26 protein-coding genes are annotated in these 23,189 nt (G+C 66.9%); 14 read left to right on the plus strand and 12 right to left on the minus strand.

Annotation, left to right across the window (positions count from 1 at the left end; genetic code table 11):
* Positions 1-2: 2 nt before the first annotated feature.
* Positions 3-947: a class I SAM-dependent methyltransferase gene (locus AC5Y5Z_RS04390; protein WP_499923591.1), complete on the minus strand. Its 945-nt coding sequence runs from the start codon at positions 945-947 to the stop codon at positions 3-5.
* Between the two features lie 296 nt (positions 948-1,243).
* Here AC5Y5Z_RS04390 and secY point away from each other — a divergent pair, with 296 nt between their 5' ends.
* From secY to AC5Y5Z_RS04410, 4 genes are all read left to right on the plus strand, one after another.
* Positions 1,244-2,569: a preprotein translocase subunit SecY gene (gene secY / locus AC5Y5Z_RS04395; RefSeq protein WP_463825863.1), complete on the plus strand. Its 1,326-nt coding sequence runs from the start codon at positions 1,244-1,246 to the stop codon at positions 2,567-2,569.
* A complete protein-coding gene (locus AC5Y5Z_RS04400) occupies positions 2,566-3,111 on the plus strand; it encodes an adenylate kinase (RefSeq protein ID WP_463825864.1) in 546 nt (181 codons plus the stop codon). The genes secY and AC5Y5Z_RS04400 overlap by 4 nt, the downstream gene beginning before the upstream one ends.
* 3 nt (positions 3,112-3,114) lie before the next feature.
* Positions 3,115-3,912, plus strand: a complete 798-nt coding sequence (gene map / locus AC5Y5Z_RS04405; RefSeq protein WP_499923595.1) for a type I methionyl aminopeptidase — start codon at positions 3,115-3,117, stop codon at positions 3,910-3,912.
* 64 nt (positions 3,913-3,976) lie between these two features.
* The gene (locus AC5Y5Z_RS04410) at positions 3,977-4,477 is read left to right on the plus strand and encodes a MarR family winged helix-turn-helix transcriptional regulator (protein ID WP_463825866.1); all 501 of its coding nucleotides are present in this window, start codon (positions 3,977-3,979) and stop codon (positions 4,475-4,477) included.
* Here the strand turns inward: AC5Y5Z_RS04410 and mmsB are convergent.
* From mmsB to AC5Y5Z_RS04425, 3 genes are read right to left on the minus strand one after another with little or no spacing between them, the layout of a single operon-like run.
* Positions 4,474-5,355: a 3-hydroxyisobutyrate dehydrogenase gene (gene mmsB / locus AC5Y5Z_RS04415; RefSeq protein ID WP_499923601.1), complete on the minus strand. Its 882-nt coding sequence runs from the start codon at positions 5,353-5,355 to the stop codon at positions 4,474-4,476. The genes AC5Y5Z_RS04410 and mmsB overlap by 4 nt on opposite strands.
* 9 nt (positions 5,356-5,364) lie before the next feature.
* Positions 5,365-6,525 (minus strand): acyl-CoA dehydrogenase family protein, encoded by a 1,161-nt coding sequence (locus tag AC5Y5Z_RS04420; RefSeq protein ID WP_499923603.1) that lies wholly within the window; start codon positions 6,523-6,525, stop codon positions 5,365-5,367.
* Positions 6,526-6,534: 9 nt separating this feature from the next.
* On the minus strand, positions 6,535-8,055 hold the full coding sequence (locus AC5Y5Z_RS04425) for a CoA-acylating methylmalonate-semialdehyde dehydrogenase (RefSeq protein ID WP_473139301.1): 1,521 nt from the start codon (positions 8,053-8,055) through the stop codon (positions 6,535-6,537).
* A gap of 123 nt (positions 8,056-8,178) precedes the next feature.
* Between AC5Y5Z_RS04425 and AC5Y5Z_RS04430 the strand changes: the two genes are divergently transcribed.
* Positions 8,179-9,438: an HNH endonuclease gene (locus tag AC5Y5Z_RS04430; RefSeq protein WP_499923607.1), complete on the plus strand. Its 1,260-nt coding sequence runs from the start codon at positions 8,179-8,181 to the stop codon at positions 9,436-9,438.
* Here AC5Y5Z_RS04430 and AC5Y5Z_RS04435 read toward each other — a convergent pair.
* The 4 genes from AC5Y5Z_RS04435 to AC5Y5Z_RS04450 are packed head-to-tail and all read right to left on the minus strand — an operon-like array spanning position 9,435 to position 12,765.
* The gene (locus tag AC5Y5Z_RS04435; protein WP_473139299.1) at positions 9,435-10,037 is read right to left on the minus strand and encodes a dTDP-4-dehydrorhamnose 3,5-epimerase family protein; all 603 of its coding nucleotides are present in this window, start codon (positions 10,035-10,037) and stop codon (positions 9,435-9,437) included. The genes AC5Y5Z_RS04430 and AC5Y5Z_RS04435 overlap by 4 nt on opposite strands.
* 1 nt (position 10,038) lies before the next feature.
* Entirely contained in the window at positions 10,039-11,034 is a 996-nt protein-coding gene (gene rfbB / locus AC5Y5Z_RS04440) for a dTDP-glucose 4,6-dehydratase (RefSeq protein WP_499923609.1), read from the minus strand.
* Positions 11,035-11,044: 10 nt separating this feature from the next.
* Complete coding sequence (locus tag AC5Y5Z_RS04445) at positions 11,045-11,905, minus strand: LLM class F420-dependent oxidoreductase (protein WP_499923611.1); 861 nt, start codon at positions 11,903-11,905, stop codon at positions 11,045-11,047.
* Between the two features lie 8 nt (positions 11,906-11,913).
* Positions 11,914-12,765 (minus strand): LLM class F420-dependent oxidoreductase, encoded by an 852-nt coding sequence (locus tag AC5Y5Z_RS04450; RefSeq protein ID WP_463825873.1) that lies wholly within the window; start codon positions 12,763-12,765, stop codon positions 11,914-11,916.
* Positions 12,766-13,010: 245 nt separating this feature from the next.
* On the opposite strand from AC5Y5Z_RS04450, the gene infA reads away from it, so the two are divergent.
* The 8 genes from infA (at position 13,011) to truA (ending at position 17,570) form a co-directional block, all read left to right on the plus strand.
* Positions 13,011-13,232, plus strand: coding sequence for a translation initiation factor IF-1 (gene infA / locus AC5Y5Z_RS04455; protein ID WP_003418601.1), 222 nt, complete (start codon positions 13,011-13,013; stop codon positions 13,230-13,232).
* A gap of 51 nt (positions 13,233-13,283) precedes the next feature.
* The gene (rpmJ, locus tag AC5Y5Z_RS04460; protein ID WP_003886927.1) at positions 13,284-13,397 is read left to right on the plus strand and encodes a 50S ribosomal protein L36; all 114 of its coding nucleotides are present in this window, start codon (positions 13,284-13,286) and stop codon (positions 13,395-13,397) included.
* Positions 13,398-13,558: 161 nt separating this feature from the next.
* Positions 13,559-13,933, plus strand: coding sequence for a 30S ribosomal protein S13 (gene rpsM / locus AC5Y5Z_RS04465; RefSeq protein ID WP_463825874.1), 375 nt, complete (start codon positions 13,559-13,561; stop codon positions 13,931-13,933).
* Positions 13,934-13,939: 6 nt separating this feature from the next.
* Complete coding sequence (rpsK, locus tag AC5Y5Z_RS04470; protein WP_463825875.1) at positions 13,940-14,356, plus strand: 30S ribosomal protein S11; 417 nt, start codon at positions 13,940-13,942, stop codon at positions 14,354-14,356.
* 6 nt (positions 14,357-14,362) lie between these two features.
* Positions 14,363-14,968: a 30S ribosomal protein S4 gene (gene rpsD / locus AC5Y5Z_RS04475; protein ID WP_463825876.1), complete on the plus strand. Its 606-nt coding sequence runs from the start codon at positions 14,363-14,365 to the stop codon at positions 14,966-14,968.
* 85 nt (positions 14,969-15,053) lie between these two features.
* Positions 15,054-16,097: a DNA-directed RNA polymerase subunit alpha gene (locus tag AC5Y5Z_RS04480; protein WP_499923618.1), complete on the plus strand. Its 1,044-nt coding sequence runs from the start codon at positions 15,054-15,056 to the stop codon at positions 16,095-16,097.
* A 59-nt stretch (positions 16,098-16,156) separates the two neighbouring features.
* Positions 16,157-16,732: a 50S ribosomal protein L17 gene (gene rplQ, locus AC5Y5Z_RS04485; RefSeq protein WP_473139295.1), complete on the plus strand. Its 576-nt coding sequence runs from the start codon at positions 16,157-16,159 to the stop codon at positions 16,730-16,732.
* Positions 16,638-17,570, plus strand: coding sequence for a tRNA pseudouridine(38-40) synthase TruA (gene truA, locus AC5Y5Z_RS04490; protein WP_499923623.1), 933 nt, complete (start codon positions 16,638-16,640; stop codon positions 17,568-17,570). Before rplQ ends, truA begins: the two co-directional genes overlap by 95 nt.
* Here truA and AC5Y5Z_RS04495 read toward each other — a convergent pair.
* Entirely contained in the window at positions 17,567-18,160 is a 594-nt protein-coding gene (locus AC5Y5Z_RS04495; protein ID WP_499923625.1) for a cutinase family protein, read from the minus strand. The genes truA and AC5Y5Z_RS04495 overlap by 4 nt on opposite strands.
* 31 nt (positions 18,161-18,191) lie before the next feature.
* The gene (locus tag AC5Y5Z_RS04500) at positions 18,192-19,034 is read right to left on the minus strand and encodes a cutinase family protein (RefSeq protein ID WP_463825880.1); all 843 of its coding nucleotides are present in this window, start codon (positions 19,032-19,034) and stop codon (positions 18,192-18,194) included.
* A 119-nt stretch (positions 19,035-19,153) separates the two neighbouring features.
* Here AC5Y5Z_RS04500 and eccB point away from each other — a divergent pair, with 119 nt between their 5' ends.
* Positions 19,154-20,551, plus strand: a complete 1,398-nt coding sequence (eccB, locus tag AC5Y5Z_RS04505; RefSeq protein ID WP_499923627.1) for a type VII secretion protein EccB — start codon at positions 19,154-19,156, stop codon at positions 20,549-20,551.
* On the opposite strand, the gene mycP is transcribed toward eccB, so the two are convergent.
* Positions 20,513-21,808 carry a type VII secretion-associated serine protease mycosin gene (mycP, locus tag AC5Y5Z_RS04510; protein WP_499923681.1) on the minus strand — a complete coding sequence of 432 codons (1,296 nt, stop codon included), beginning with the start codon at positions 21,806-21,808 and terminating at the stop codon, positions 20,513-20,515. The two genes, eccB and mycP, sit on opposite strands and share 39 nt — an antisense overlap.
* A 14-nt stretch (positions 21,809-21,822) precedes the next feature.
* Positions 21,823-23,124 carry a type VII secretion integral membrane protein EccD gene (gene eccD / locus AC5Y5Z_RS04515; RefSeq protein WP_499923629.1) on the minus strand — a complete coding sequence of 434 codons (1,302 nt, stop codon included), beginning with the start codon at positions 23,122-23,124 and terminating at the stop codon, positions 21,823-21,825.
* Positions 23,125-23,189: the final 65 nt, after the last annotated feature.

Raw genomic sequence — 23,189 nt, forward strand, 5'->3', positions numbered from 1 at the left:
CGTTACCGCAGCTCCGCGCTGAGGAAGACCACCTCGCCGAACGGGGCGTCGTCACCCTGCGCCTGCGGCAGCCCGTGCGTGGTGAACAGCTCGGCGTTGCTCGCGGTGGTCGTCTGCCACCCGCGTTCGGACAGGTAGGTCCCCGCATCGGTGCGGTCGTCGAAGTAGACCAGCGCGGCCATGTCGAAGTCGAGGCCGTGCCGGCTCCAGCGCTCATTGTGGCGACGCATCCGGCGCCGGAGTTCGTCTTCGTTGAGTTCGTTGATGTCCAGCAGACCCTCGGTGGCGAACCGGCTGCCCGGCACGCTCTGCGCGGTGATCTGGTCAAGCAGGCGGTCCTGCGCCTCAGCCGGCAGATACCCCAGCAACCCCTCGGCGATCCAGGCGGTGCGCTGGGTGGGATCGAAGCCCGCCGCGCGGAGCGCGGCCGGCCAATCTTCGCGCAGATCGACCGCCACCGTCCGTCGGTCCGCAGTCGGTTCGGCGCCCAAGCCGGACAGCGTGGCGGTCTTGAACTCGATCACCGCGGGCTGGTCGACCTCGAACACCGTGGTGCCCGCCGGCCAGGGCAACCGGTAGGCGCGGGAGTCCAGACCGGCGGCCAAGATGACGGCCTGCCGGATGCCGGTCGCCGTCGCTGCGGCGAAGAAGTCGTCGAAGAACCTGGTGCGAACAGCCATGGCGTTGGCGAAATGCGCTGTTGCGGTGGCGGTTTCCTCGTCGAAATCGGACAGGTCCAGCTCGCCCCCGGCCAACCGGGAGAAGAAGTCGACACCTACGGCCCGGACCAGCGGCTCGGCGAAGTGGTCGGCGGCTACTGCGCCGGCACCGTCGGCGTCCCGCGCGGCGACGGCCCGCGCCGCCGCGACCATGGTGGCCGTCAACCCGACACTGGACGCCAGATCCCACGTGTCGCCCTCGAATCGGGCACTGCCCAGCTGGGTCATCGACATCTCCCCGCAAACAGGTTTCTATTACTTAGCCAATGTAACGAGCTCCCCAGACTCTACGCCGCACAGGTGGCACCGGGCGACGACGTGTGGTGCCGTGGACGGAGCTGCGCCGGTTAGCTGTTAGTCTCGTACACGGTTTGACGCGCTTGCATCGTGGCCGGTCCTACGTCCTGGCCTGCTGGTATTAGGCACGTGCATGCGGAATAACCCAGGAATGATCAGGAAAAGGACCCAGCCGGCCAATCCCGGTTGGCATGCCGCGACCAGAGTTCGGCTGCGCAGGAGGAAGAGTGCTTTCGGCTTTCATCTCATCGCTGCGGACAGCCGACCTGAGACGAAAGATCCTGTTCACGCTGAGCATCGTGGTGCTGTACCGGCTGGGCGCCGCGCTACCGTCTCCGGGTGTCAACTTCCCCAATGTCCAGCAGTGCATCAAGGAAGCCAGCGGCGGCCAGGCCGGACAGATCTATTCGCTGATCAACCTGTTCTCCGGCGGTGCGCTGCTCAAGCTGACAGTCTTCGCGGTGGGCGTGATGCCGTACATCACCGCGAGCATCATCGTCCAGCTGCTCACCGTGGTCATTCCCCGCTTCGAGGAACTCCGCAAAGAAGGTCAGTCCGGGCAGGCGAAGATGACGCAGTACACGCGTTATCTGGCGATCGCGCTGGCCATCCTGCAGGCCACCAGCATCGTGGCGCTGGCGGCGAACGGTGGCCTGCTCCAGGGCTGCTCGCTGGACATCCTTGCCGACCAGAGCATCTTCGCCGAGATCGTGATCGTGCTGGTGATGACCGCCGGCGCCGCGCTGGTCATGTGGATGGGCGAGCTGATCACCGAACGCGGGATCGGCAACGGCATGTCATTGCTGATTTTCGTCGGCATCGCCGCCCGCATTCCCGCTGAGGGCAACCAGATCCTGCAGAGTCGCGGCGGCATGATTTTCGCCGCCGTGCTGGGAGCCGCGCTGCTCATCATCGTCGGCGTGGTGTTCGTGGAACAGGGCCAACGACGCATCCCGGTGCAGTACGCCAAGCGCATGGTGGGTCGGCGAATGTACGGCGGAACGTCGACGTACCTGCCGCTGAAGGTCAACCAGGCCGGCGTCATCCCGGTCATCTTCGCGTCCTCGCTGATCTACATTCCGAACCTGATCACCCAGCTGGTGCGCAGCGGCGGCGCCGGGAGCGGGCACAGCTGGTGGGACAAGTTCGTCGGCAGCTATCTGTCAGACCCGAGCAACCCCGTCTACGTCGGCATCTATTTCAGTCTGATCATCTTCTTCACGTACTTCTATGTGTCGATCACCTTCAACCCGGACGAACGTGCCGACGAAATGAAGAAGTTCGGCGGCTTCATTCCCGGTATCCGTCCCGGCCGACCGACCGCCGACTATTTGCGTTATGTGCTGAGCCGCATCACCCTGCCGGGCTCGATCTACCTCGGCGTGATCTCCGTGCTGCCCAACGTGTTCCTACAGATGGGCAACAGCGGGGGGATCCAGAATCTACCCTTCGGGGGTACCGCGGTGCTGATCATGATCGGCGTCGGGTTGGATACGGTCAAACAAATCGAGAGTCAGCTCATGCAGCGCAATTACGAAGGATTCCTCAAGTGAGAGTTGTTTTGCTCGGGCCGCCGGGGGCGGGCAAGGGGACGCAGGCCGAGAAGCTGGCGCAAAAACTGGGCGTTCCACATATCTCCACCGGGGACCTGTTTCGCAGCAACATCAAAGATGGCACCAAGCTGGGCCTGGAGGCCAAACGGTATCTGGACGCGGGCGACCTGGTGCCCTCCGAGCTGACCAACCAGCTCGTCGATGACCGGCTGGACGACTCGGACGCGGCCGACGGCTTCATCCTGGACGGATACCCGCGCTCGGTGGCGCAGGCCGAGGCGCTGCACGACATGCTGCAGCGGCGCAACACCGACGTCGATGCGGTGATCGAGTTCCGGGTGTCCGAGGAGGAGCTGCTGAAGCGGCTCACCGACCGGGGCCGCGACGACGACACCGAAGAAGTCATCCGCAACCGGTTCAAGGTCTACCGCGAGGAGACCGCGCCGCTGCTCGATTACTACAGCGACGAGCTCAAGACCGTCGACGCCGTGGGCTCCCTGGACGAGGTGTTCGCGCGCGCACTGCAAGCCCTGGGCAAATAGCCCATGGGTGCCCTGGCACGGCTGCGGGGCCGCCGAGTGGTGCCGCAGCGCACCGCCGATGAACTCGACGCGATGGCCGCGGCCGGAGCCGTCGTCGCAGCCGCGTTGCGCGCCGTGCAATCCGCCGCTGTGGCCGGCGTCTCCACCCTGGCACTGGACGAGATCGCCGAATCGGTGATCCGCGATGCCGGGGCGGTCCCGTCCTTCCTGGGCTACCACGGCTATCCCGCCTCGATCTGCGCATCGGTCAACGACCGTGTCGTGCACGGGATCCCGTCGGCCGCCGAGGTACTCGTGCCGGGCGACCTGGTGTCCATCGACTGCGGTGCGATCCTGGACGGCTGGCACGGCGACGCGGCCGTCAGCTTCGGGGTGGGCGCCCTGATCCCCGCCGACGAAGCACTGTCGGAGGCGACCCGGGAGTCGCTGGAGGCCGGTATCGCGGCGATGGTCATCGGGAATCGGTTGACCGACGTCTCACACGCCATCGAAACGGGCACGCGCGCCGCCGAGGTCCGCTACGACCGCGCGTTCGGAATCGTCGAGGGATACGGCGGGCACGGCATCGGCCGGCAGATGCACCTGGACCCGTTCCTGCCCAACGAAGGCGCGCCGGGCCGGGGCCCGTTACTCGCCGACGGTTCGGTGCTGGCGATCGAACCGATGCTGACGCTGGGAACCGGTAAGACATCCGTTCTCGACGACAAATGGACGGTCATCACCGTCGACGGCTCGCGTGCGGCGCACTGGGAACACACGGTCGCGGTCACCGAGGCGGGGCCGCGGATCCTGACCTTGTGAAGCCGTCCGCCCCCGCTGGTGGGGCTGGCTAGGCCGGTTGTTGCCCTTGGGGTAAGAAAGGGGCGTGGCCGACTCCCAGAAGCGCGATCCGATCGCTGCGGCACGGACCAATTGGGAACGGGCCGGCTGGGGTGAAGTCTCGGGGGGCATGGTCGCAGTGACGTCGGTGATGCGGGCCCACCAGATCCTGCTGGCGCGCGTCGAAGCGGCGCTGCGTCCCTACGACCTGAGCTTCTCCCGCTACGAACTGCTGCGCCTACTGGCGTTCAGCCGCACCGGGGCATTGCCGATCACCAAAGCTTCCGACCGGTTGCAGGTGCACGTCACCAGCGTCACCCATGCGATCCGGCGCCTGGAGGCCGACGGTCTGGTGCGACGGGTGCCGCATCCCACCGATGGACGCACCACGCTGGTGGAAATCACCGATCTCGGCCGATCCACCGTGGAGGACGCCACGGTCACGCTCAACGAGCAGGTGTTCGCCGACATCGGGATGGCCGCCGACGAATCGCAGGCGCTGGTGTCGTCGATCGAGACGTTGCGGCGCAACGCCGGTGACTTCTAGGTCCGCAGTTGTTCGATGATCGCGCTGAAGTCCTTGCCGGGGTGTGTGGCGGCGAATTCGGCGTAGATCTGTGCCGCGTGCGTGCCCAACGGCGCCGCCGCACCGGTCGAAGCGACCGCGTCCATCGCCAGTCCCAGGTCTTTGTTCATCAGCGCGGCAGCGAAGCCGGGCTTGAAGTCGTTGTTGGCGGGTGACGTTGGAACCGGCCCTGGCACCGGGCAATTGGTGTGCACCGCCCAGCAGTTGCCGGTCGCGCCGGTGATCACGTCGAACAGTGATTTCGCTTCCAGCCCGAGTTTCTCGGCGAGCACGAACGCCTCGCCGATGGCGATCTGCTGCACGGCCAGCACCATGTTGTTGCACAACTTGGCGGCCTGGCCTGCTCCGGCCGCGCCACAGTGGATGATCTTGCCCGCCATCGGTTCCAGCACCGGACGAGCCCGATCCAGGGCGTCAGTTTCGCCGCCGACCATGAAAGCCAGCGTCCCGGCCGCGGCGCCCTTGACGCCGCCGGACACGGGTGCGTCGAGTTGCTGCATACCGTGTGACCCGGCCAGCCCGTGGGCCTCGCGGGCGTCGTTCACCGAGATCGTGGAGCTGTCGATGAACAACGCCCCGGCTCGCGCGGCCGGCAGCACTTCGCTGTAGCAGCGCTTCACCACGTCACCGTTGGGCAGCATGGTGATCACGACATCGGCGTCGGCTACCGCTTCGGCCGCGGTGCCGAACAGGGTCACGCCCTTGTCGGCGGCGGCGCCGGCAACTGCGGACACCGGGTCGAAGCCGCGCACAAGGTGGCCTGCGCCAAGCAGATTGGCCGCCATGGGGCCGCCCATGTTGCCGAGCCCCAGGAACGCGATCGCGAGACGTGTTGTCATAGTGCCCTTCTAGGCGCTGGCCCGGAAACGTGCGGCTTCGGCCCGGCCGACGACCACACGCATGATCTCGTTGGTGCCCTCCAGGATTCGATGCACCCGCAGATCGCGCACGATCTTCTCCAGACCATACTCGCGCAGATAACCGTAGCCACCGTGCAGCTGCAATGCCTTATCGGCGACCGTGAAGCAGGTGTCGGTGACGTACAGCTTCGCCATCGCGCACAGCTCCACCTTGTCCTCGGCGTCGGCGTCCAGCGCACTTGCGGCCCGCCACAACATCATTCGTGATGTCTCGAGCCCGGTCGCCATGTCCGCGAGGGTGAACCGAATGGTGGGTTCGTCGAGCAGTGCCGAGCCGAACGCCTGCCGGTCGCGCACATAGGCGCCCGCTTTGTCGAATGCGGACTGCGCGCCGCCCAGCGAGCACGCCGCGATGTTCAACCTGCCACCGTTGAGGCCGTTCATCGCGATGCCGAAGCCGGCGCCTTCGCCGTCGGCGCCGCCCAGCATGGCATCGGCCGGCACCCGCACTCCGTCGAGCACAACTTGGGCGGTGGGTTGAGAATTCCAGCCCATCTTCTGTTCCATCGCACCGAAACTGAGCCCCGCAGCGTCCTTTTCGACGATGAACGCCGAAATGCCGCGGGGGCCTTCGCTCCCGGTGCGCGCCATGACGACGTACACGTCGGAGGTGCCGGCGCCGGAGATGAATTGCTTGACGCCGTCGAGCACGTAGTCCGAGCCTTGTTTCACTGCGCGGGTGCTCAGTGCGCTGGCATCGGAACCGGCGCCGGGCTCGGTCAGGCAGTAGCTGGCGATGGCGTCCATCGACGCCAGGCGCGGCACCCATGCCTTGCGTTGTTCCGCGGTGCCGTAACGGTCGATCATCCACGCGCACATGTTGTGGATCGACAAGAACGCAGCGGTCACCGGGTCGGCGATCGCCACTTGTTCGAAGATGCGCACTCCGTCGAGGCGCCGCAACCCGCTGCCGCCGACGTCGTCGCGACAGTAGATCGCCGCCATGCCGAGTTCGGCTGCATCGCGCAGTACGTCAGTCGGGAAATGCTTGGTGGCATCCCATTCCAGGGCGAAGGGGGCCAGCCGTTTGTCGGCGAACGCGGCTGCCGTCTCGGTGATAACCCGCTCTTCGTCATCAAGGGTAAACATGAGCTACCGCTAATCCATTGTGGGAATTGAGAATTCGGCGCCGTCCTTAATGCCCGACGGCCAGCGCGACGTCACGGTCTTCACCTTGGTGTAGAACTGGATCGACGCGGTCCCGTGCTGGTTGAGGTCACCAAAACCGGACCGCTTCCAGCCGCCGAAGGTGTGGTAGGCCACCGGAACCGGGATCGGCACATTGACCCCGACCATGCCCACCTCCACCCGCGACGTGAAGTCGCGCGCGGAATCGCCGTCACGGGTGAAGATGGCCACCCCGTTGCCGTACTCGTGCTCGGTGGGCAACCGCAGGGCCTCTTCGTAGTCGTGGGCGCGCACGATGCACAGCACCGGGCCGAAGATCTCGTCGGTGTAGATCGACATGTCGGTGGTGACGTGGTCGAACAGGGTGGGGCCGATGAAAAAACCGCCCTCGAGGTTCGCGTCGCCGAAAGTCAGGTCGTCACTGGCCCGCTCGCGGCCGTCGATGACAAGCTCGGCGCCGGCCTCCACGCCCTGGTTGATGTAGTCGCGCACCCGGTGCAGCGCGGCTTCGGTGACCAACGGGCCGTAGTCGGCCTTGGGGTCCAGACTGTGTCCGACGCGCAGGTTGTTGATCCGCTCAATCAGCCTGGCGCGCAGGCGGTCTGCGGTCTGCTCACCGACCGGGACCGCTACGCTGATCGCCATGCACCGCTCGCCGGCGCTGCCGTAACCGGCGCCGATCAGTGCATCGACGACCTGGTCGAGGTCGGCGTCCGGCATGACGATCATGTGGTTCTTCGCGCCACCGAAGCATTGTGAACGCTTGCCGTTGGCTGCGGCCGTCGAATAGATGTAGTGCGCGATGTCGGAACTGCCGACGAAACCCACCGCCTTGATGTCCGGGTGATGCAAGATGGCGTCGACAGCTTCTTTGTCGCCGTGCACCACCTGGAAGACCCCGGGCGGCAGACCGGCCTGGGTGAACAGCTCGGCCAGTCGCAACGGAACCGACGGGTCGCGCTCACTCGGCTTGAGCACGAACGCATTTCCGCATGCGAGTGCCGGGCCGGCCTTCCACAGCGGGATCATCGCCGGGAAGTTGAACGGGGTGATGCCCGCGACGACACCCAGCGGCTGGCGTAGCGAGTACACGTCGATGCCGGGGCCGGCGCCTTCGGTGTAGTCGCCCTTGAGCAGATGCGGGATGCCGATGCAGAACTCGATCACCTCGATACCGCGCTGGACGTCACCCTTGGCGTCGGCGACCGTCTTGCCGTGCTCGAGCGACAGCAATTCGGCGAGCTCGTCGATGTTCTGATTCACCAGGTCGATGAACCGCATCAGCACGCGGGCACGCCGCTGGGGATTCCAGGCGGCCCAACCCTTTTGGGCCTCCTTGGCCGATGCGACGGCGGCATCGACATCGGCCTGGGAGGCCAGCGGCAGTGTCGCCTGGACCTCGCCGGTGCTCGGGTTGAGCACGTCGGCGGTGCGGGTGGACTGCCCGGCGGTGCGCCGGCCGTCGATGAAGTGCGGAATCTGTGTGGTCATGTGGTCCCTGTCAGGAGAGGGATGGTGGATACTTGCATATCCTAGTAAATCGGATTCAGCGTTGGCAAACCCCGGGAGATGGGCGGCTGGCGGGGAGTCCGTAGCGGGCGTATGCTCGAACATATGTTCGATTCAATGTCTGCGTCCGCGCTGGGCGGCGGTGCCGGCGAGGCCGATCTGATCGCGCGCATCACCGCCCTGGAACAGCTCAAAAGCCGGGCCGCCGCCGAACAGGCACGCCTAACAGCTGAATTGATAACTGCCCGGCGCGCGGCTGAAGCTGCGGCCGGGGTGCCCACCCGCAAGCAGTGCCGCGGGCTGGCCGGTGAGGTCGCGTTGGCCCGGCACGACTCGCCGGCCCGTGGGGGCCAGCACCTCGGTTTCGCCAACGCACTGGTCCACGAGATGCCGCACACTCTGGCCGCGCTATACGCCGGGGTGTTGTCGGAATGGCGCGCCACCTTGATTGTGCGCGAATCGGCGTGCCTGGATGTCGAGGATCGCCGCACGCTCGACCGCGAATTGTGCGCCGACGCCACGGAATTGCAGGGGATGGGCGACAGGCGGGTGAGTGCGGCGGCCCGGGCCATCGCCTACCGCCTCGATCCGCATGCGGTCGTCGATCGCGCCGCCAAGGCCGAGAAAGAGCGCACTGTGACCATCCGGCCCGCGCCGGACACCATGACGTGGGTCAGCGCCCTGCTGCCCGTTGCGAAGGGGGTCGGGGTCTACGCCGCACTGCGCCGCGCCGCCGACACTACGTTCGACGGGCGCTCCCGCGGCCAAGTCATGGCCGACACCTTGTTCGAGCGGGTCACCGGGACGCCCGCCGACGTGCCGGCGCCGGTCGCGGTCAACATGACGATCTCCGATGAGGCGTTGCTCGGGGACGAACCCAGCGCCGCCGTGATCGACGGCTACGGGCCGATCCCGGCCGCGGTGGCGCGCAACCTCATCAACAGCGCGCTGGCCGATACCAGGTCCCGGGCCACCCTGCGCCGCCTCTACGTCCGACCTCAGACCGGCGCCCTGGTCGCGATGGAGGCGCGCTCGCGCGCCTTCCCTCGCGGGCTGGCCCACTTCATCGGGCTACGCGACCAAACCTGCCGCACCCCCTACTGCAACGCCCCCATCCGCCACCGTGACCATGTCCGGCCGTGGCAGCGGGGTGGCCCCACCTCCGCCGACAACGGCCAGGGCCTGTGCGAATACTGTAACTACGTCAAAGAGTCGGCCGGTTGGACCGTGGCCACGGCGACCGGCGAAAACCAGAGGCACACAGCCGAATACACCACACCCACCGGAGCCCACTACCACTCCACGGCGCCGCGGCCACCTGGTTATCCCCGACTCGACTCGTTGCTGGATCTGCACGCCGCCTAGGCAAGAGCCCGGATGAATTGCTGCGTCTCATCCCAGGTGGGCAGCAAGCCGGACTCGCGCACCTCGTCGAAGCTGGGGGCTACCGCGTCGCGGTCGGACAAGCTGGGAGCGGCGCCGTCCACCAGCGGCCAGTCGATGGCCAGCACGGGGTCGGTGGCGCGGATGGTGTGCTCTCGCTGCGGGTTGTACTCCGCCGAACACAGATACATCACCGTCGAATTGTCTTCCAGGGCAAGGAAACCGTGGCCGAGACCCTCGGAGATGTAGACCGTGTTGTGCACACGGGAGTCCAGGCGGACGGCGTCCCACTGCCCGAAGGTCGGTGAACCGATCCGGATATCGACCACCACGTCGAAGATGGCACCGGTCAAGCAGGTCACATACTTGGCCTGGCTGGGTGGCAGCTGGGCGAAGTGCAGACCCCGCAAAGCTCCCGCCGACGACACCGAGCAGTTGGCCTGCTTGATGTCCAGACTGTGGCCGGTGAATTCCCGGAAGCCGCGGTCGGTCAGCCATTCGAAGAACAGCCCGCGGGAATCAGGATGGATTTTCGGGGTGATCTCCCAGGCGCCAGGGATCTTCAGTTCGCGCGCTTCCATGTCACTGACCACGCTCTGCGTATCGGGCCTCGGCGGCATCTTTGACCGGGCGCCACCACGATTCGTTGGCCCGATACCAGTCGATGGTGGCTTGCAGTCCTTCTTCGAAATCGGTGTGCTTTGGCGCCCAACACAATTCGGTGTTGAGCAGCGTCGGATCGATGGCGTACCGAAGATCGTGGCCAACGCGGTCGGTCACGTGGTCGAATTCGTCGGGGTCGCGACCCATCATGCGCAACACCGTGCGCAGGACCGTCAGGTTGTCGCGTTCACCCTCTGAGCTGATCAGGTAGGTGCGGCCGATCTGACCTTTCTCCAGGATGCTGCGCACCGCGCTGTTGTGGTCCTCGACGTGTATCCAGTCCCGTACGTTGGCCCCCGCGCCGTAGAGCTTGCACCGACGGCCGGTAAGCACGTTGGTGATCTGGCGGGGGATGAACTTCTCGATGTGCTGATACGGACCGTAATTGTTCGAGCAGTTGGACAGGGTTGCGCGCACGCCGTAGGACCGCACCCAGGCCCGGACCAGCATGTCGCTGCCGGCCTTGGTCGCCGAGTACGGGCTCGACGGGTTGTACGGCGTGGATTCGGTGAACCGCTGGGGATCGCCCAGTTCCAGGTCGCCGTACACCTCGTCGGTGGAGATGTGGTGCAACCGGACTCCGTGGCGCCGTACCGCCTCCAGGATGGTGAACGTGCCGATCACGTTCGTGTGCAGGAACGGCTCCGGATCATCGAGTGCGTTGTCCACATGGGATTCGGCGGCGAAGTGGACGACGGCGTCGGATTCGGCCACCAGCGACGAGACCAGCTCAGCATCGCAGATATCGCCTTCGACGAATCTGATGGCGTCGGCCACGTCGGCCAGCGACTCCCGCCGGCCGGCGTAGGTCAGCGAGTCGATGACGGTCACCGAATCCTCGGGGTGTTCGCGCACGGTGCTGTGCACGAAGTTCGCGCCGATGAAGCCCGCCCCTCCGGTGACCAGCAGTCGCATGGGGCCAACCCTAATGGGTGAGGCTCAGCGCTCCAGCCAGTTCGCCGAGGACCGGTATCAGCTGCTCGGGACGCGAGGCACCCAGGACCTGGACCGCGACGTGGTCGGCACCGGCGTCGATGTGCTCGTTGAGGCGCCGCGCGATCGCGTCGGGGGTGCCGTAGGCGACCAGCGCGTCGATCAGCCGGTCGCTACCAGGCTTGCGCACGTCGTCCTCGGTGAAGCCCAGCCGCAACCAGTTGTTCACGTAGTTGCTCAGGCCGAGGTAGAAGTCGACGAACTTGCGGCCCACCGCGCGGGCCTCGGCCGCGTCGGTGGTGAGGACGACCTTGTGCTCCGGCGCCAGAAATACGGTGTTGCCCACCAGATGCCGTGCCTTGCCGGTGTGTTCAGGCGTTGTCAGGTACGGATGCGCACCCGCGCTGCGTGCGGCGGCCAGTTCCAGCACCCGCGGGCCGAGCGCCGCAAGCACCCTGCGACTCGTCGGCACCAGCGCATTGTCCAGCGCGTCGAGGTAGGACACCAGCGCGTCATACGGCTTCTGGTACTGCTCGGTGTGTTCGGGATGACCCACTCCGACCCCGAGCAGGAACCGACCTGGATAGGCGGATTCGATGCGCTGATAGGACGCCGCGACCTCGGCGGCCGGCGCCGTCCACACATTCACGATCCCGGTGGCCAGCTGCAGCGAACTGGTCTCGGCCAGCGCGGGTTCGACCCAGGCCAGGTCGGCGTCCGGGGAAGCGCCGATCCACGCCCCGCCGTAGCCGAGGGATTCGATCTGGGCCGCCAACTCAGGGTCCAGGGACCGGGAGCCCAGCCATACGCCGAACCGCCCCAAATCAGGTTTGAGTGAAACTGAGCCAGTCATCTAGCCCCCTATACCCGTTCGAGCCCGAGCGCCCCGGCCAATTCGGCCAGGGCCGGCACAAGGTTCTCATTCCGGGTCAGAACCTGGACGGGGACGTGGTCGGCACCGGCGTCGAGGTGCTCGCGCAGCCGGGCAGCGATCGCATCGGTGGTCCCGTACGCGACCACCGCGTCCACCAGCCGGTCGCTGCCCGGCTTGGCGACATCGTCGTCGGTGAAACCGAGTCGCTTCCAGCTGTTCAGGTAGTTGGCGAGATTGAGATAGATCTCGAGGGCCTTGCGTCCCACCGCTCGCGCTTTCTCGGCGTCGGTGGTGAGGATGACTTTGTGTTCGGGCGCCAAGAACGCCGACGGCCCGATCAGCTCGCGCGCCCGCGCGGTGTGTTCGGGCGTGGTCAGGTACGGGTGTGCCCCGGCGCTGCGCTGCGCGGAAAGCTTGAGCACCCGCGGACCCAGTGCGGCCACCACGCGGCGGTGCGCAGGCACGCCGTGCTCGTCGAGCTGATCCAGATACTCGGTCAGCGCGTCGTACGGCTTGCGGTATTGCGCGTGTGCCTCGGGATGGCCGACACCGATGCCCAGCAGGAACCGGCCCGGGTAGGCCTTGTCGATCCGGTGAAACGATTCGGCAACCGGTCCGGCCGGCGCAGTCCAGATGTTGACGATGCCGGTGGCCACCTGCAGGGTGCTGGTCGCCGCCAGGATCGGTTCCACCCAGTCCAGTTCGGCGGGCGGAGAGCCGCCCACCCAGACCGCGCCGTAGCCCAACGCTTCGATCTCCCTGGCTTGCTGCGGCGTGACGCCGCGTCCGAACGATCCGAATCGGGACAGGTCGGGTTTGCTCTGAGCTGAATCCGTCATGACGGGTCCAACCTGTGCGCTGACCGGCCCTATTCCGGGTTCAGGCGCTGATCTGCAGCGTTTTGCGTCGGGGGCGGCGAAGCGGGTATCGTGGACCAACGGTGCGGCGTCCGTGCCGACTCTTGGCGTGCCCTATCTGAAATTTCTTCCGGGAATTTCCATCATCGGTTCACGTTTTGCAGTTCGGACGAATGCTGCGCCCAACCAGGTGCACGGAACCAAAAGTAGAGGATCGTCAAAGCGTAATGGCCAAGAAGGACGGTGCCATAGAGGTCGAGGGTCGCGTGGTCGAACCCCTGCCGAATGCGATGTTTCGCATCGAGCTGGAGAACGGCCACAAGGTGCTCGCCCACATCAGCGGCAAGATGCGGCAGCACTACATTCGTATCCTGCCCGAGGACCGGGTGGTGGTGGAGTTGTCTCCCTACGACCTGTCCCGTGGCCGCATTGTGTACCGGTACAAGTAGCGCACTGACATTAAATAGCAAGCCCAGAGGAAGAACAGGACCGAGACTGCCGTGAAGGTGAACCCGAGCGTCAAGCCGATCTGTGACAAGTGCAGGGTGATCCGTCGGCACGGACGGGTCATGGTGATCTGCCAGGACCCGCGCCACAAGCAGAGACAAGGTTAGTCAGGGCTTCGGCCCAACAACTGAATGCAGACCTCCCAGTTCCACTGAGCGGATAGGCCGTTCAACACGTCCGGACGGAGGCCGGACCCCGTCGCCCAGAACCTTCTGGGCAGGGAACGGACTGGGAAAAGACCTCCGCTGAGAAAGAGGAAACGCCACCTATGGCTCGACTAGTAGGCGTCGATCTGCCGCGCGACAAGCGCATGGAGATCGCGCTGACCTACATCTTCGGTGTGGGTCGCACCCGCTCGAACGAGATCCTTGCTGCCACCGGCATTGACAAGGACCTGCGCACCCGAGACCTCACCGACGACCAGCTGACCCAGTTGCGCGACTACATCGAAGCCAACCTGAAGGTGGAGGGTGACCTGCGCCGCGAGGTGCAGGCCGACATTCGCCGCAAGATCGAGATCGGTTGCTACCAGGGCCTGCGGCACCGTCGCGGCCTACCGGTGCGCGGCCAGCGGACCAAGACCAACGCGCGGACCCGCAAAGGCCCCAAGCGCACCATCGCCGGCAAGAAGAAGGCCAGGTAACCCCGAATGCCACCAGCAAAGAAGGCAGCCGCAGGCCCGAAGAAGGGGCAGAAGACCCGTCGTCGGGAAAAGAAGAACATCCCGCACGGTGCCGCCCACATCAAGAGCACGTTCAACAACACGATCGTGACCATCACCGACCCGCAGGGCAATGTGATCGCGTGGGCCTCGTCGGGTCACGTCGGCTTCAAGGGGTCGCGTAAGTCGACTCCGTTCGCCGCTCAGCTGGCCGCGGAGAACGCCGCGCGCAAGGCCCAGGAGCACGGCGTCAAGAAGGTCGACGTCTTCGTGAAGGGCCCGGGATCGGGCCGCGAGACCGCCATCCGGTCGTTGCAGGCCGCCGGCCTCGAGGTAGGCGCGATCTCCGACGTCACCCCCCAGCCGCACAACGGCTGCCGCCCGCCCAAGCGCAGAAGGGTCTAGAAAACCATGGCACGTTACACCGGACCCATCACGCGCAAGTCGCGCCGGTTGGGCACCGACCTCGTCGGCGGCGACCAGTCCTACGAGAAGCGTCCCTACCCGCCCGGCCAGCACGGCCGCGCGCGGGTCAAGGAGAGCGAATACCGTCAGCAGCTGCAGGAGAAGCAGAAGGCCCGCTTCACCTACGGCGTGATGGAGAAGCAGTTCCGCCGCTACTACGAAGAGGCGACCCGGCATTCCGGCAAGACCGGTGAGGAACTGCTGAAGATCCTGGAGAGTCGGCTCGACAACGTCGTGTACCGCGCCGGGCTGGCCCGGACCCGGCGGATGGCCCGTCAGCTGGTCACCCACGGCCACTTCACGGTCAACGGTGTACGCGTCGACGTGCCCAGCTATCGGGTGTCGCAGTACGACATCATCGATGTGCGGGACCAGTCGGTGAACACGGTGCCGTTCCAGATCGCGCGGGAGACCGCGGGCGACCGGCCCATCCCGAGCTGGCTGCAGGTGGTGGGGGAGCGGCAGCGCATCCTGATCCACCAGCTGCCCGACCGTGCGCAGATCGACGTCCCGCTCGCCGAGCAGCTGATCGTCGAGTACTACTCGAAGTAGCGAGAGACTTCTGGTTCGGCGGCCGCCGGAACGGAACCCAAACGGCATCAAATAGCGGGTGCCGAGAAGGAGATAGAGAAACACCATGCTGATTTCTCAGCGCCCCACCCTGTCCGAGGACATCCTCACCGACAGCCGGTCCCAGTTCGTCATCGAACCGCTGGAGCCGGGTTTCGGTTACACCCTTGGCAATTCGCTGCGTCGTACGCTGTTGTCGTCGATTCCCGGCGCGGCCGTCACCAGCATTCGCGTCGACGGTGTGCTGCACGAGTTCACCACCGTGCCCGGAGTCAAGGAAGACGTCACCGACATCATCCTGAACCTCAAGAGCCTGGTCGTCTCGTCCGAAGAGGACGAGCCGGTCACCATGTACCTGCGCAAGCAGGGCCCGGGTGAGGTCACTGCCGGCGACATCGTGCCGCCGGCCGGCGTCACCGTGCACAACCCGTCGATGCACATCGCCACCCTGAACGACAAGGGCAAGCTGGAGGTCGAGCTCGTCGTCGAGCGCGGCCGCGGCTACGTGCCGGCCGTGCAGAACCGCGCCTCGGGTGCCGAAATCGGCCGTATCCCCGTCGATTCCATCTACTCACCGGTGCTCAAGGTGACCTACAAGGTGGACGCCACCCGTGTCGAGCAGCGCACCGACTTCGACAAGCTGATCCTCGACGTGGAGACCAAGAGCTCGATCACCCCGCGTGACGCGCTGGCCTCGGCCGGTAAGACGCTGGTCGAACTGTTCGGTCTGGCACGCGAACTCAACGTCGAGGCCGAGGGCATCGAGATCGGGCCGTCGCCGGCCGAGGCCGACCACATCGCGTCGTTCGCGCTGCCCATCGACGATCTGGATCTGACCGTGCGGTCCTACAACTGCCTCAAGCGCGAAGGCGTGCACACCGTCGGCGAACTGGTCTCGCGCACCGAGTCCGACCTGCTCGACATCCGCAACTTCGGTCAGAAGTCCATCGACGAGGTGAAGGTCAAGCTCCACCAGCTGGGCCTCTCGCTCAAGGACAGCCCGCCGAGCTTCGATCCGTCCGAGGTCGCCGGGTACGACGTCGCCACCGGCACCTGGTCCACCGAGGGTGCCTACGACGACCAGGACTACGCGGAAACCGAACAGCTCTAACTCAATCTCGTCCCGGTCCTACCTGATACGGGGGCCGGCCCCACCTAGGAGAAGTCGCAATGCCCAAGCCCACCAAGGGTCCTCGCCTCGGCGGGTCGTCCTCGCACCAGAAGGCGATTCTGGCCAACCTGGCCACGTCGTTGTTCGAGCACGGCCGGATCAAGACCACCGAGGCCAAGGCGCGGGCGCTGCGACCCTACGCGGAGAAGCTGGTCACCCACGCCAAGAAAGGCACGCTGCACAATCGGCGTGAGGTGATGAAGAAGATCCGCGACAAGGATGTGGTGCACACGCTGTTCGCCGAGATCGGCCCGTTCTTCTCCGACCGCGACGGCGGTTACACCCGCATCATCAAGGTCGAGCCGCGCAAGGGCGACAACGCACCGATGGCTGTGATCGAGCTGGTGCGGGAGAAGACGGTGACCTCGGAGGCCGACCGGGCGCGCCGGGTCAAGGCGTCCAAGAAATCCGAGGCACCCGAGGCGGCGGCCGCGGCACCGCAGGCTGCGGTGGAGCCGGAGGCAGTGGACTCCTCGGCCGATGAGGCTGCCGCGGAGACCGAGGACGCACCCGAAACCGCGGCCGTGGCGCCGCAGGGCGGGCTCGAGGAATCCGAAGAGGCTCCCGAGAATTAGTGGGCTCGTCCGTCTGAGGCTCGATATCGCCTATGACGGAACCGATTTCGCGGGCTGGGCGGCACAGGCGGGTCAGCGCACGGTCGCCGGCGTCCTTGACGACGCGCTGACGACCGTGTTCCGCACGCCGGTGCGGTTGCGTGCTGCCGGGCGCACCGACGCCGGGGTGCACGCGGTCGGGCAGGTCGCCCATGTGGACGTGCCTGCGGACGCGGTGCCCAACGCCTACTCGCGAACCGCTCCGTCCGGGGACCCGGAGTTCCGGGCATTGGTGCGGCGGCTGGGCCGGTTCCTGTCCGCCGACGTACGCGTGCTCGAAATAGCCCGTGCGCCGGCAGGTTTCGATGCCCGGTTCTCGGCGCTGCGGCGGCACTACGTCTACCGGTTGTCGACGGCGGTCTACGGTGTGGTGCCACAGCAGGCGCGTTTCATCACCGCCTGGCCACGCGATCTGGACATCGACGCGATGGCCGTCGCCTCGCGAGGCCTGTTGGGGTTGCACGACTTTGCCGCATTCTGCCGGCGCCGCGAAGGCGCGACGACGATCCGGGAACTGCAGCGGCTGGACTGGACGCGGGCTGGGGATCTGGTCACCGCGCGGGTCAGCGCGGACGCCTTCTGCTGGTCGATGGTGCGCTCATTGGTGGGGGCGCTACTGGCGGTGGGCGAGCACCGACGAAATCCCGACTGGTGCGTCGAAATGCTCACTGCGACAAGTAGATCCAGCGATTTCGCGGCGGCACCGCCACAGGGCCTGACCCTGGTGCAGGTGGACTATCCACCCGCCGACCAACTCGCGGCGCGGACGCTGATCACCCGCGATCTGCGGTCCAGCTAGAGTTTCCCGGCCACAAACGCGGCAGCCTGATCGATGAGTCCGGAGCTGAGGTAGGAGGGCTGCAGGTGCGCCGGCCAGCTGGTGCCTCTGCCGCAGATGGGGTCGCCCGGCGCGCACTGGTCGATCGTCTTGGCGGCGTAGGCGGGGGCGATTCCCCGGGTGCCGTTGCCGAACAACGCGACCGCCGCCACGTGCTGGTCCATGCCCGGCGCCATCCGGCAGCACGTCGCGACATCGGCCACCTCCGCGCCCAGCGAATAACCGCCGAGCACCTCACGGGTGTTGGGGCAACTCTTGGCCATCGACTGCACGTGACCGCTCATGTCGTTGGCGCCGCTGTCGACGCTGATGTTGGCGGGATAGTTCACCCCGTAGACACCGATCGACTTACTCGTCTTGGAACGTAGCGAACTGACGAGAGCATCGCCGATCTGACCGACCCCCGGCGGCTCTTCGCGTCCCCGGGCGAAGACGACCTCGGCATCCGGACAACCTGCCGCCACGGCAGGAGTCGCGGCGAGCACGGACGCGAACGGGAGCAGTGCAACAGCTACAACGACGGCCAACCGGCCGATCGACACACGCCTCATGATCCGATGCTACGGATACTTCGGCAGAGGGTCAGTGGACCTGTACGCCGGTCCCGGGCGAACTCACGATAGAACCGGGCGCAGGTGCTACCGGTACGGGCGACGGGACTGTGCTCGGTGATCCCGGCACCAGCGGTGCGGGGGAGGCGGGAAACAACGGGCTGTTGCCCGGGAGCTGGCTGGGCAGGTGCGGCGTGGTCCCCGCCATCAGCTTGTTCGCCACGAAGGAGGCAGCCAGGGTCGTGTAGGTCGGGACATAGCCCTCGGTGTGCCCGGTCCACTCGTTTCCGGCCCCGGCGTGGCAGATCGGGTCGATCGGGTTGCAGTAGTCGACGGCCTTGGCGCCCAGCAGCGGGCTCAGCGTCGGCAACGATCCACCGGACCGGTCGGCGACGTCGCCGAAGGTGACCACGGCCGCGACGTTGGCGGCGTACTCAGGCGGCAGCGCACTGCCCCAACTGATGCCACCGATCGGCACGCCGGCGACGATGTCCATCACCGATGCGCCCTGCGAATAGCCACCCAGCACGATCTTGGTGCTCGGGCAGGACGACGCCGTCGACTTAACGTGCGAAATCACGTCGTTAGCGCCGTCGCCGCCGTGTAGCTGCAACTTGCTGGCGGCGTAGTTGACGCCGTAGGTGCGGATGTTCAGGCCGCTGGTCTGCTGACGCAACGATTGCACGAACGCATCACCCACCCGGCCCATGCCGACCGGCTCGTTGGTTCCCCTGGCGAAAACCACCTCGGCGTCCGGGCAGTCGGCCGCCGCGGCCACCGGAACCGTCGCAGCAGGAGAGACGAGTGTCGCGGCGATCAATGCGCCGACGCCCACTCCGGCCTGACCGGCTGAGCGGAGGAATTGCTGAAGCACGCCGAAATTTTACCCGCAGCCGGGTCGGGCAAAACCCTCGTGGCTGTGGATGAACGGCGTAGGCCTACCGGTCCGCGACCTAACGTAGACGGCGATTCGGCAACATTCCGGGAGATCAAGTGCCGCCCCAAGCGTCGACCTGGCTGCACGCCAGCGGCCACCGATTCCTGCTGCGACGCATCGAATGCGCGTTGCTGGGCAGGGATCCGCGGTTGGTCGGCGGGCCGCCGCGCGCCCAGGCCGCTGCGTTGGCGGGTGGCTGCGCGCTGGCCGTTGTCGCGGTTGTGGTTTGCGCAAGTCTGGCTTTGCTACGGCCGCAGGTAGACGTCGGGGACGCTCGAATCGTGATGGGCAGGACGTCCGGTGCGTTGTATGTGCGGGTCGGCGACACCTGGCATCCGGTGCTGAACCTGGCCTCGGCGCGGTTGATCGCGGCAGTCGACGCCAATCCGACGCCGGTGCCGGAGTCTGCCCTGATCGCTGTCAAACATGGTGCGCTGCTGGGTATTCCAGGTGCGCCGCAGATGTTGACGCCGCCGCTGTCGCCGGACGAGTCGGTCTGGACCGTCTGTGACAGTGACGATGCTGCGACTACGACGGTGTTGGTCGGCCCGGTACCGGCATCGGCACCGCGCCGCCTGGAACCTGACCGGGCCGTGCTGGCGACGGCTGGGTCGGATTCGCCGGTATATCTGCTCTACCGTGGACGTCGCGCGGTGGTGGACCTGGCTGACCCCGCGGTGCTGCGTGCTGCGGGACTGTCCGGCCAAGCTCCGCGCCGGGTTTCACCGCTTTTGCTCAATGCCATCCTGGAGGTGCCGCCCATCGCCGTCCCGCGGATCCGCCGTGCGGGCGGGCCCGCCGGGTCCTGGCTGCCGGGATTCGCGGTGGGAAGTGTGTTGCGGATCACGCGCGCCTCGGGTGACGAGCATTACGTCGTGCTCGACGCGGGAGTCCAGCGAATCGGTCGTTTCACCGCGGACCTGCTGCGATTCAGCGATTCGCAGGGCACCGCGGGGGTGATCGCGGTGGCCCCCGATGTGATCCGGGCGGCTCCGCTGGTGCACACGCTGCCCGTGGCCGGCTTTCCTGACGAGACACCGCACCTCTCCGGCGACACCACGGTGTGCGCAACATGGCAGCCTGCGCGTTCGGGTCCAGCCGACAGCACCGTGCTGACCGGCAGCGGGCTGCCGCCGGGTCGTGCGGTCAGCCTGGCGCAGGCCGACGGCCGCGGGCCCGCAGTCGACGCCGTCCGGATTCCGCCCGGCCGCACCGCGTACGCGGTCGGGCAGGTCCTCGGCGGGAGCGGGCCGGCCTACGGCACCCGCTACCTGGTGACCGATACCGGAGTGCGGTTTGCGATCCACGATGACGATGCCGCTCGTGCCCTCGGGCTGCCGGCGACCGCCTCACCCGCGCCGTGGCCGGTGCTGGCGGCCCTGCCGGGCGGACCGGAACTGAGCAGAGAGCAGGCGTCAGTGGCGCGTGACACCATCGGCACGGGCGCGCCGTAGCCGGCCGGTCACCACCGTCACCAACACCGCCAGGAGACAGGCCGCCGCGCCGCCGAACGCGGTGGTGCGGGGACGGCTGTCCGACGGTTGCCGGGTTTGGATAGCTGGTAGGTCGATGTGTGTCAGTGCCGTGCCGGCGGTCGGTGGGATGGCGGCGGTGCTCATCGCGGCCAGGGCGTCGACAGTGCCGTGACCGACCAGCGGATCCCAGCCGGCGGGTGGATGATGTGCCGTCGACTCGATGCGTTGCATGACCTGGCGTGCGGTCATCGTCGGGAACCGGGCCCGGATCAGCGCGGCCACCCCGCTGACCACTGGCGCGGCATAGCTGGTACCCGACAGCGGCGCGTTGTTGGTGCTGTTCACCAGCCCGTCGGTGACCGGACTCAACGAGGTGACGCCCTCGCCCGTCGCCGCGACATCGACCCAGGGCCCGGCCAGGGTGAACGACGACGGCGCGCCCTGGGAGTCCACCGAGCCGACCGTCAATACGTACTCGTCGTACCAAGCCGGACTGACCACCACCGCCACGGTGTCCCGGGTGGCACCGGGGGGTTGCGGTGGGCACTGGGCCGGTCCGCCGCTGTTACCTGCCGCCGCGACAACGACCGCGTTCTTGACGTCCACCGCATAGGCCAGGGCCGCCCCCAGTGCGCGGTCGTCGATCTTGTCCGCGGCGGCCACGCATGCGACCGACGAGATGTTGATGACCGAGGCGCCCAGGTCGGCGGCGGTCCGCACGGCCTTCGCCAGGGTCTGGACGTCGCCGACGCCCTGCCGCGACCGGTCGCCGACCGCAGCGAACTTGGAACTGGACTGTCGGATGCTGATCAGCGTGACATCGGGCGCGATGCCGCTGAACGTATCTGCCTTATCTGTTGTGGCAGCGATGATTCCGGCCACCAGCGTGCCGTGTGCGTCACAATCCTGGGTGCCGTCACCGAGGGACACGTAGTCACCGCCGGCCGCCAGATCCTTCAGGCGCGGGTGCCGCCGGACGCCGGTATCGATGACCGCGACGCGCTGCCCAGCGCCGCGGGTCAGTTGCCAGAGCTGGGGCAGGTCGAATCCGGTGAACTGGGTTGGCTGCTCAACCTCGCCCAGCGCGGCTACTTCGCACACCTCCCGCTGCACCGTACGCTGTGACGGCGCCGGCAATGCCGCAGTGGGCAGCCATTTTTCGTCGATCGGTGGCGGCGAGACCGCATATGCCGGAGCTATCTGATACGGCAGCGTCACTGCTGCCGCCAGCAGCAGACCCGGTAGGCGTTTCACGGGTGCAAGTTCAGGCCGCGCACAGCGCTGAACGCTCCGCACGTCCAGCAGACCACCGGCACCACAGTGATCAACGCCAAGCAGCCCAGCGAGTCGACGATCCGCTGCGTCGCCGGAGACAGGCGGGTCCTGGGCGCGACGAGATCGAGGTAAATCGCCCCGGCGGTGAGGGTTGCGGTCAGCGCGGCGATCCACGGGCCGTGTGCCGGGGCGGCGATAGCCCAGATCGCGAAGGTGATTGTGAGAGTGGCGATTCCGGTGCCGGCGAACATCATCGCTCTGCTCCGGTCGGTCCGGGAGTGCCACAGCAGTACCGCACCGGTGACGACGGCCAGCATGACGGCGCGGTGGTCGGACAATGCTGCAAGCACGGCCGCGACGGCTGCGGCCGTCGCACACGCGCCGCGAATGCTGGTCAACCACTTGTCGGCGCGCAGCCCTTTATGGGCCAGCTCGGTCTCGCTGCACATTGGTGACAGACCCGCCAGCGCCATCGAGATCCGCGGTGCCATCTCGATCAGTCCCAGGCAGACCGGCACCATAATCGATCCGACAATGTGCGGTGGTGCGCCGCTGATCACCTCCGCCAATGCGGCGACCGCGCCGACGACGGCACAGCACGCCAGGGCGGTCAATGTGACTGTCCCGCAGTGTGTTATCCGCATAGCCAGCACGGTGGCGGCAGCCGTCGTCATCGCGGCCAGCAACACGTTGGGGGCACCGGGTGGGCCCGGCACCGCAAGCAGACCGGCAACACCGGCGAAGATGGCGGCTACGAGCGAAAGCGCGAGTCCCGCGACCGGGTCGCCGAGACCCCGGTGCCCGACGCCGGCCGCCGCGAGGGCGCCGACTGCGGCGCCCCCGGCGACCACCGCGGCCGTACCCGCACCGGCCGGCGCCACGAATGCGTTTCGGACCAGCACCGCTGCGCCGACCGCGGTGAGACCGCCCGCCGCGACCGCGCCGGTGAGCCGGCCGGGTTCGCGGGACTGGGTCGCGGTGCCCAGCGCGGCTGCCACCGCAGCGGCGTCGTCGTCGCAACGACGCACGGGTGGCAGCGGGTCCACACGGCTCAGGATGAGCACGGCGCCATCTCGGATGCCGTTCTGCGCCAACGTAGTCGAGCTCGGCAGCGACGCCCCGCCGATACAGGACAGGCGATGGCGGCCGCGCGGTGCGCCACCCAGGAGGTCGACGATCGGCGGTACGAGTTCGGCGACGGGCAGGGCGGTAGGCAGGGTCAGGTCGGTGCTGACACCTTCGCAATGGACGGTGACGCGACACAACGATTCCGGCATCTGTGCGACGTTAACCGGCTGCTGGGGCGGTGATCTCCGGTTGTCCACAGCTGACTTGTCGCACA

It is taken from the genome of Mycobacterium sp. NGS29 (genome assembly GCF_059812965.1).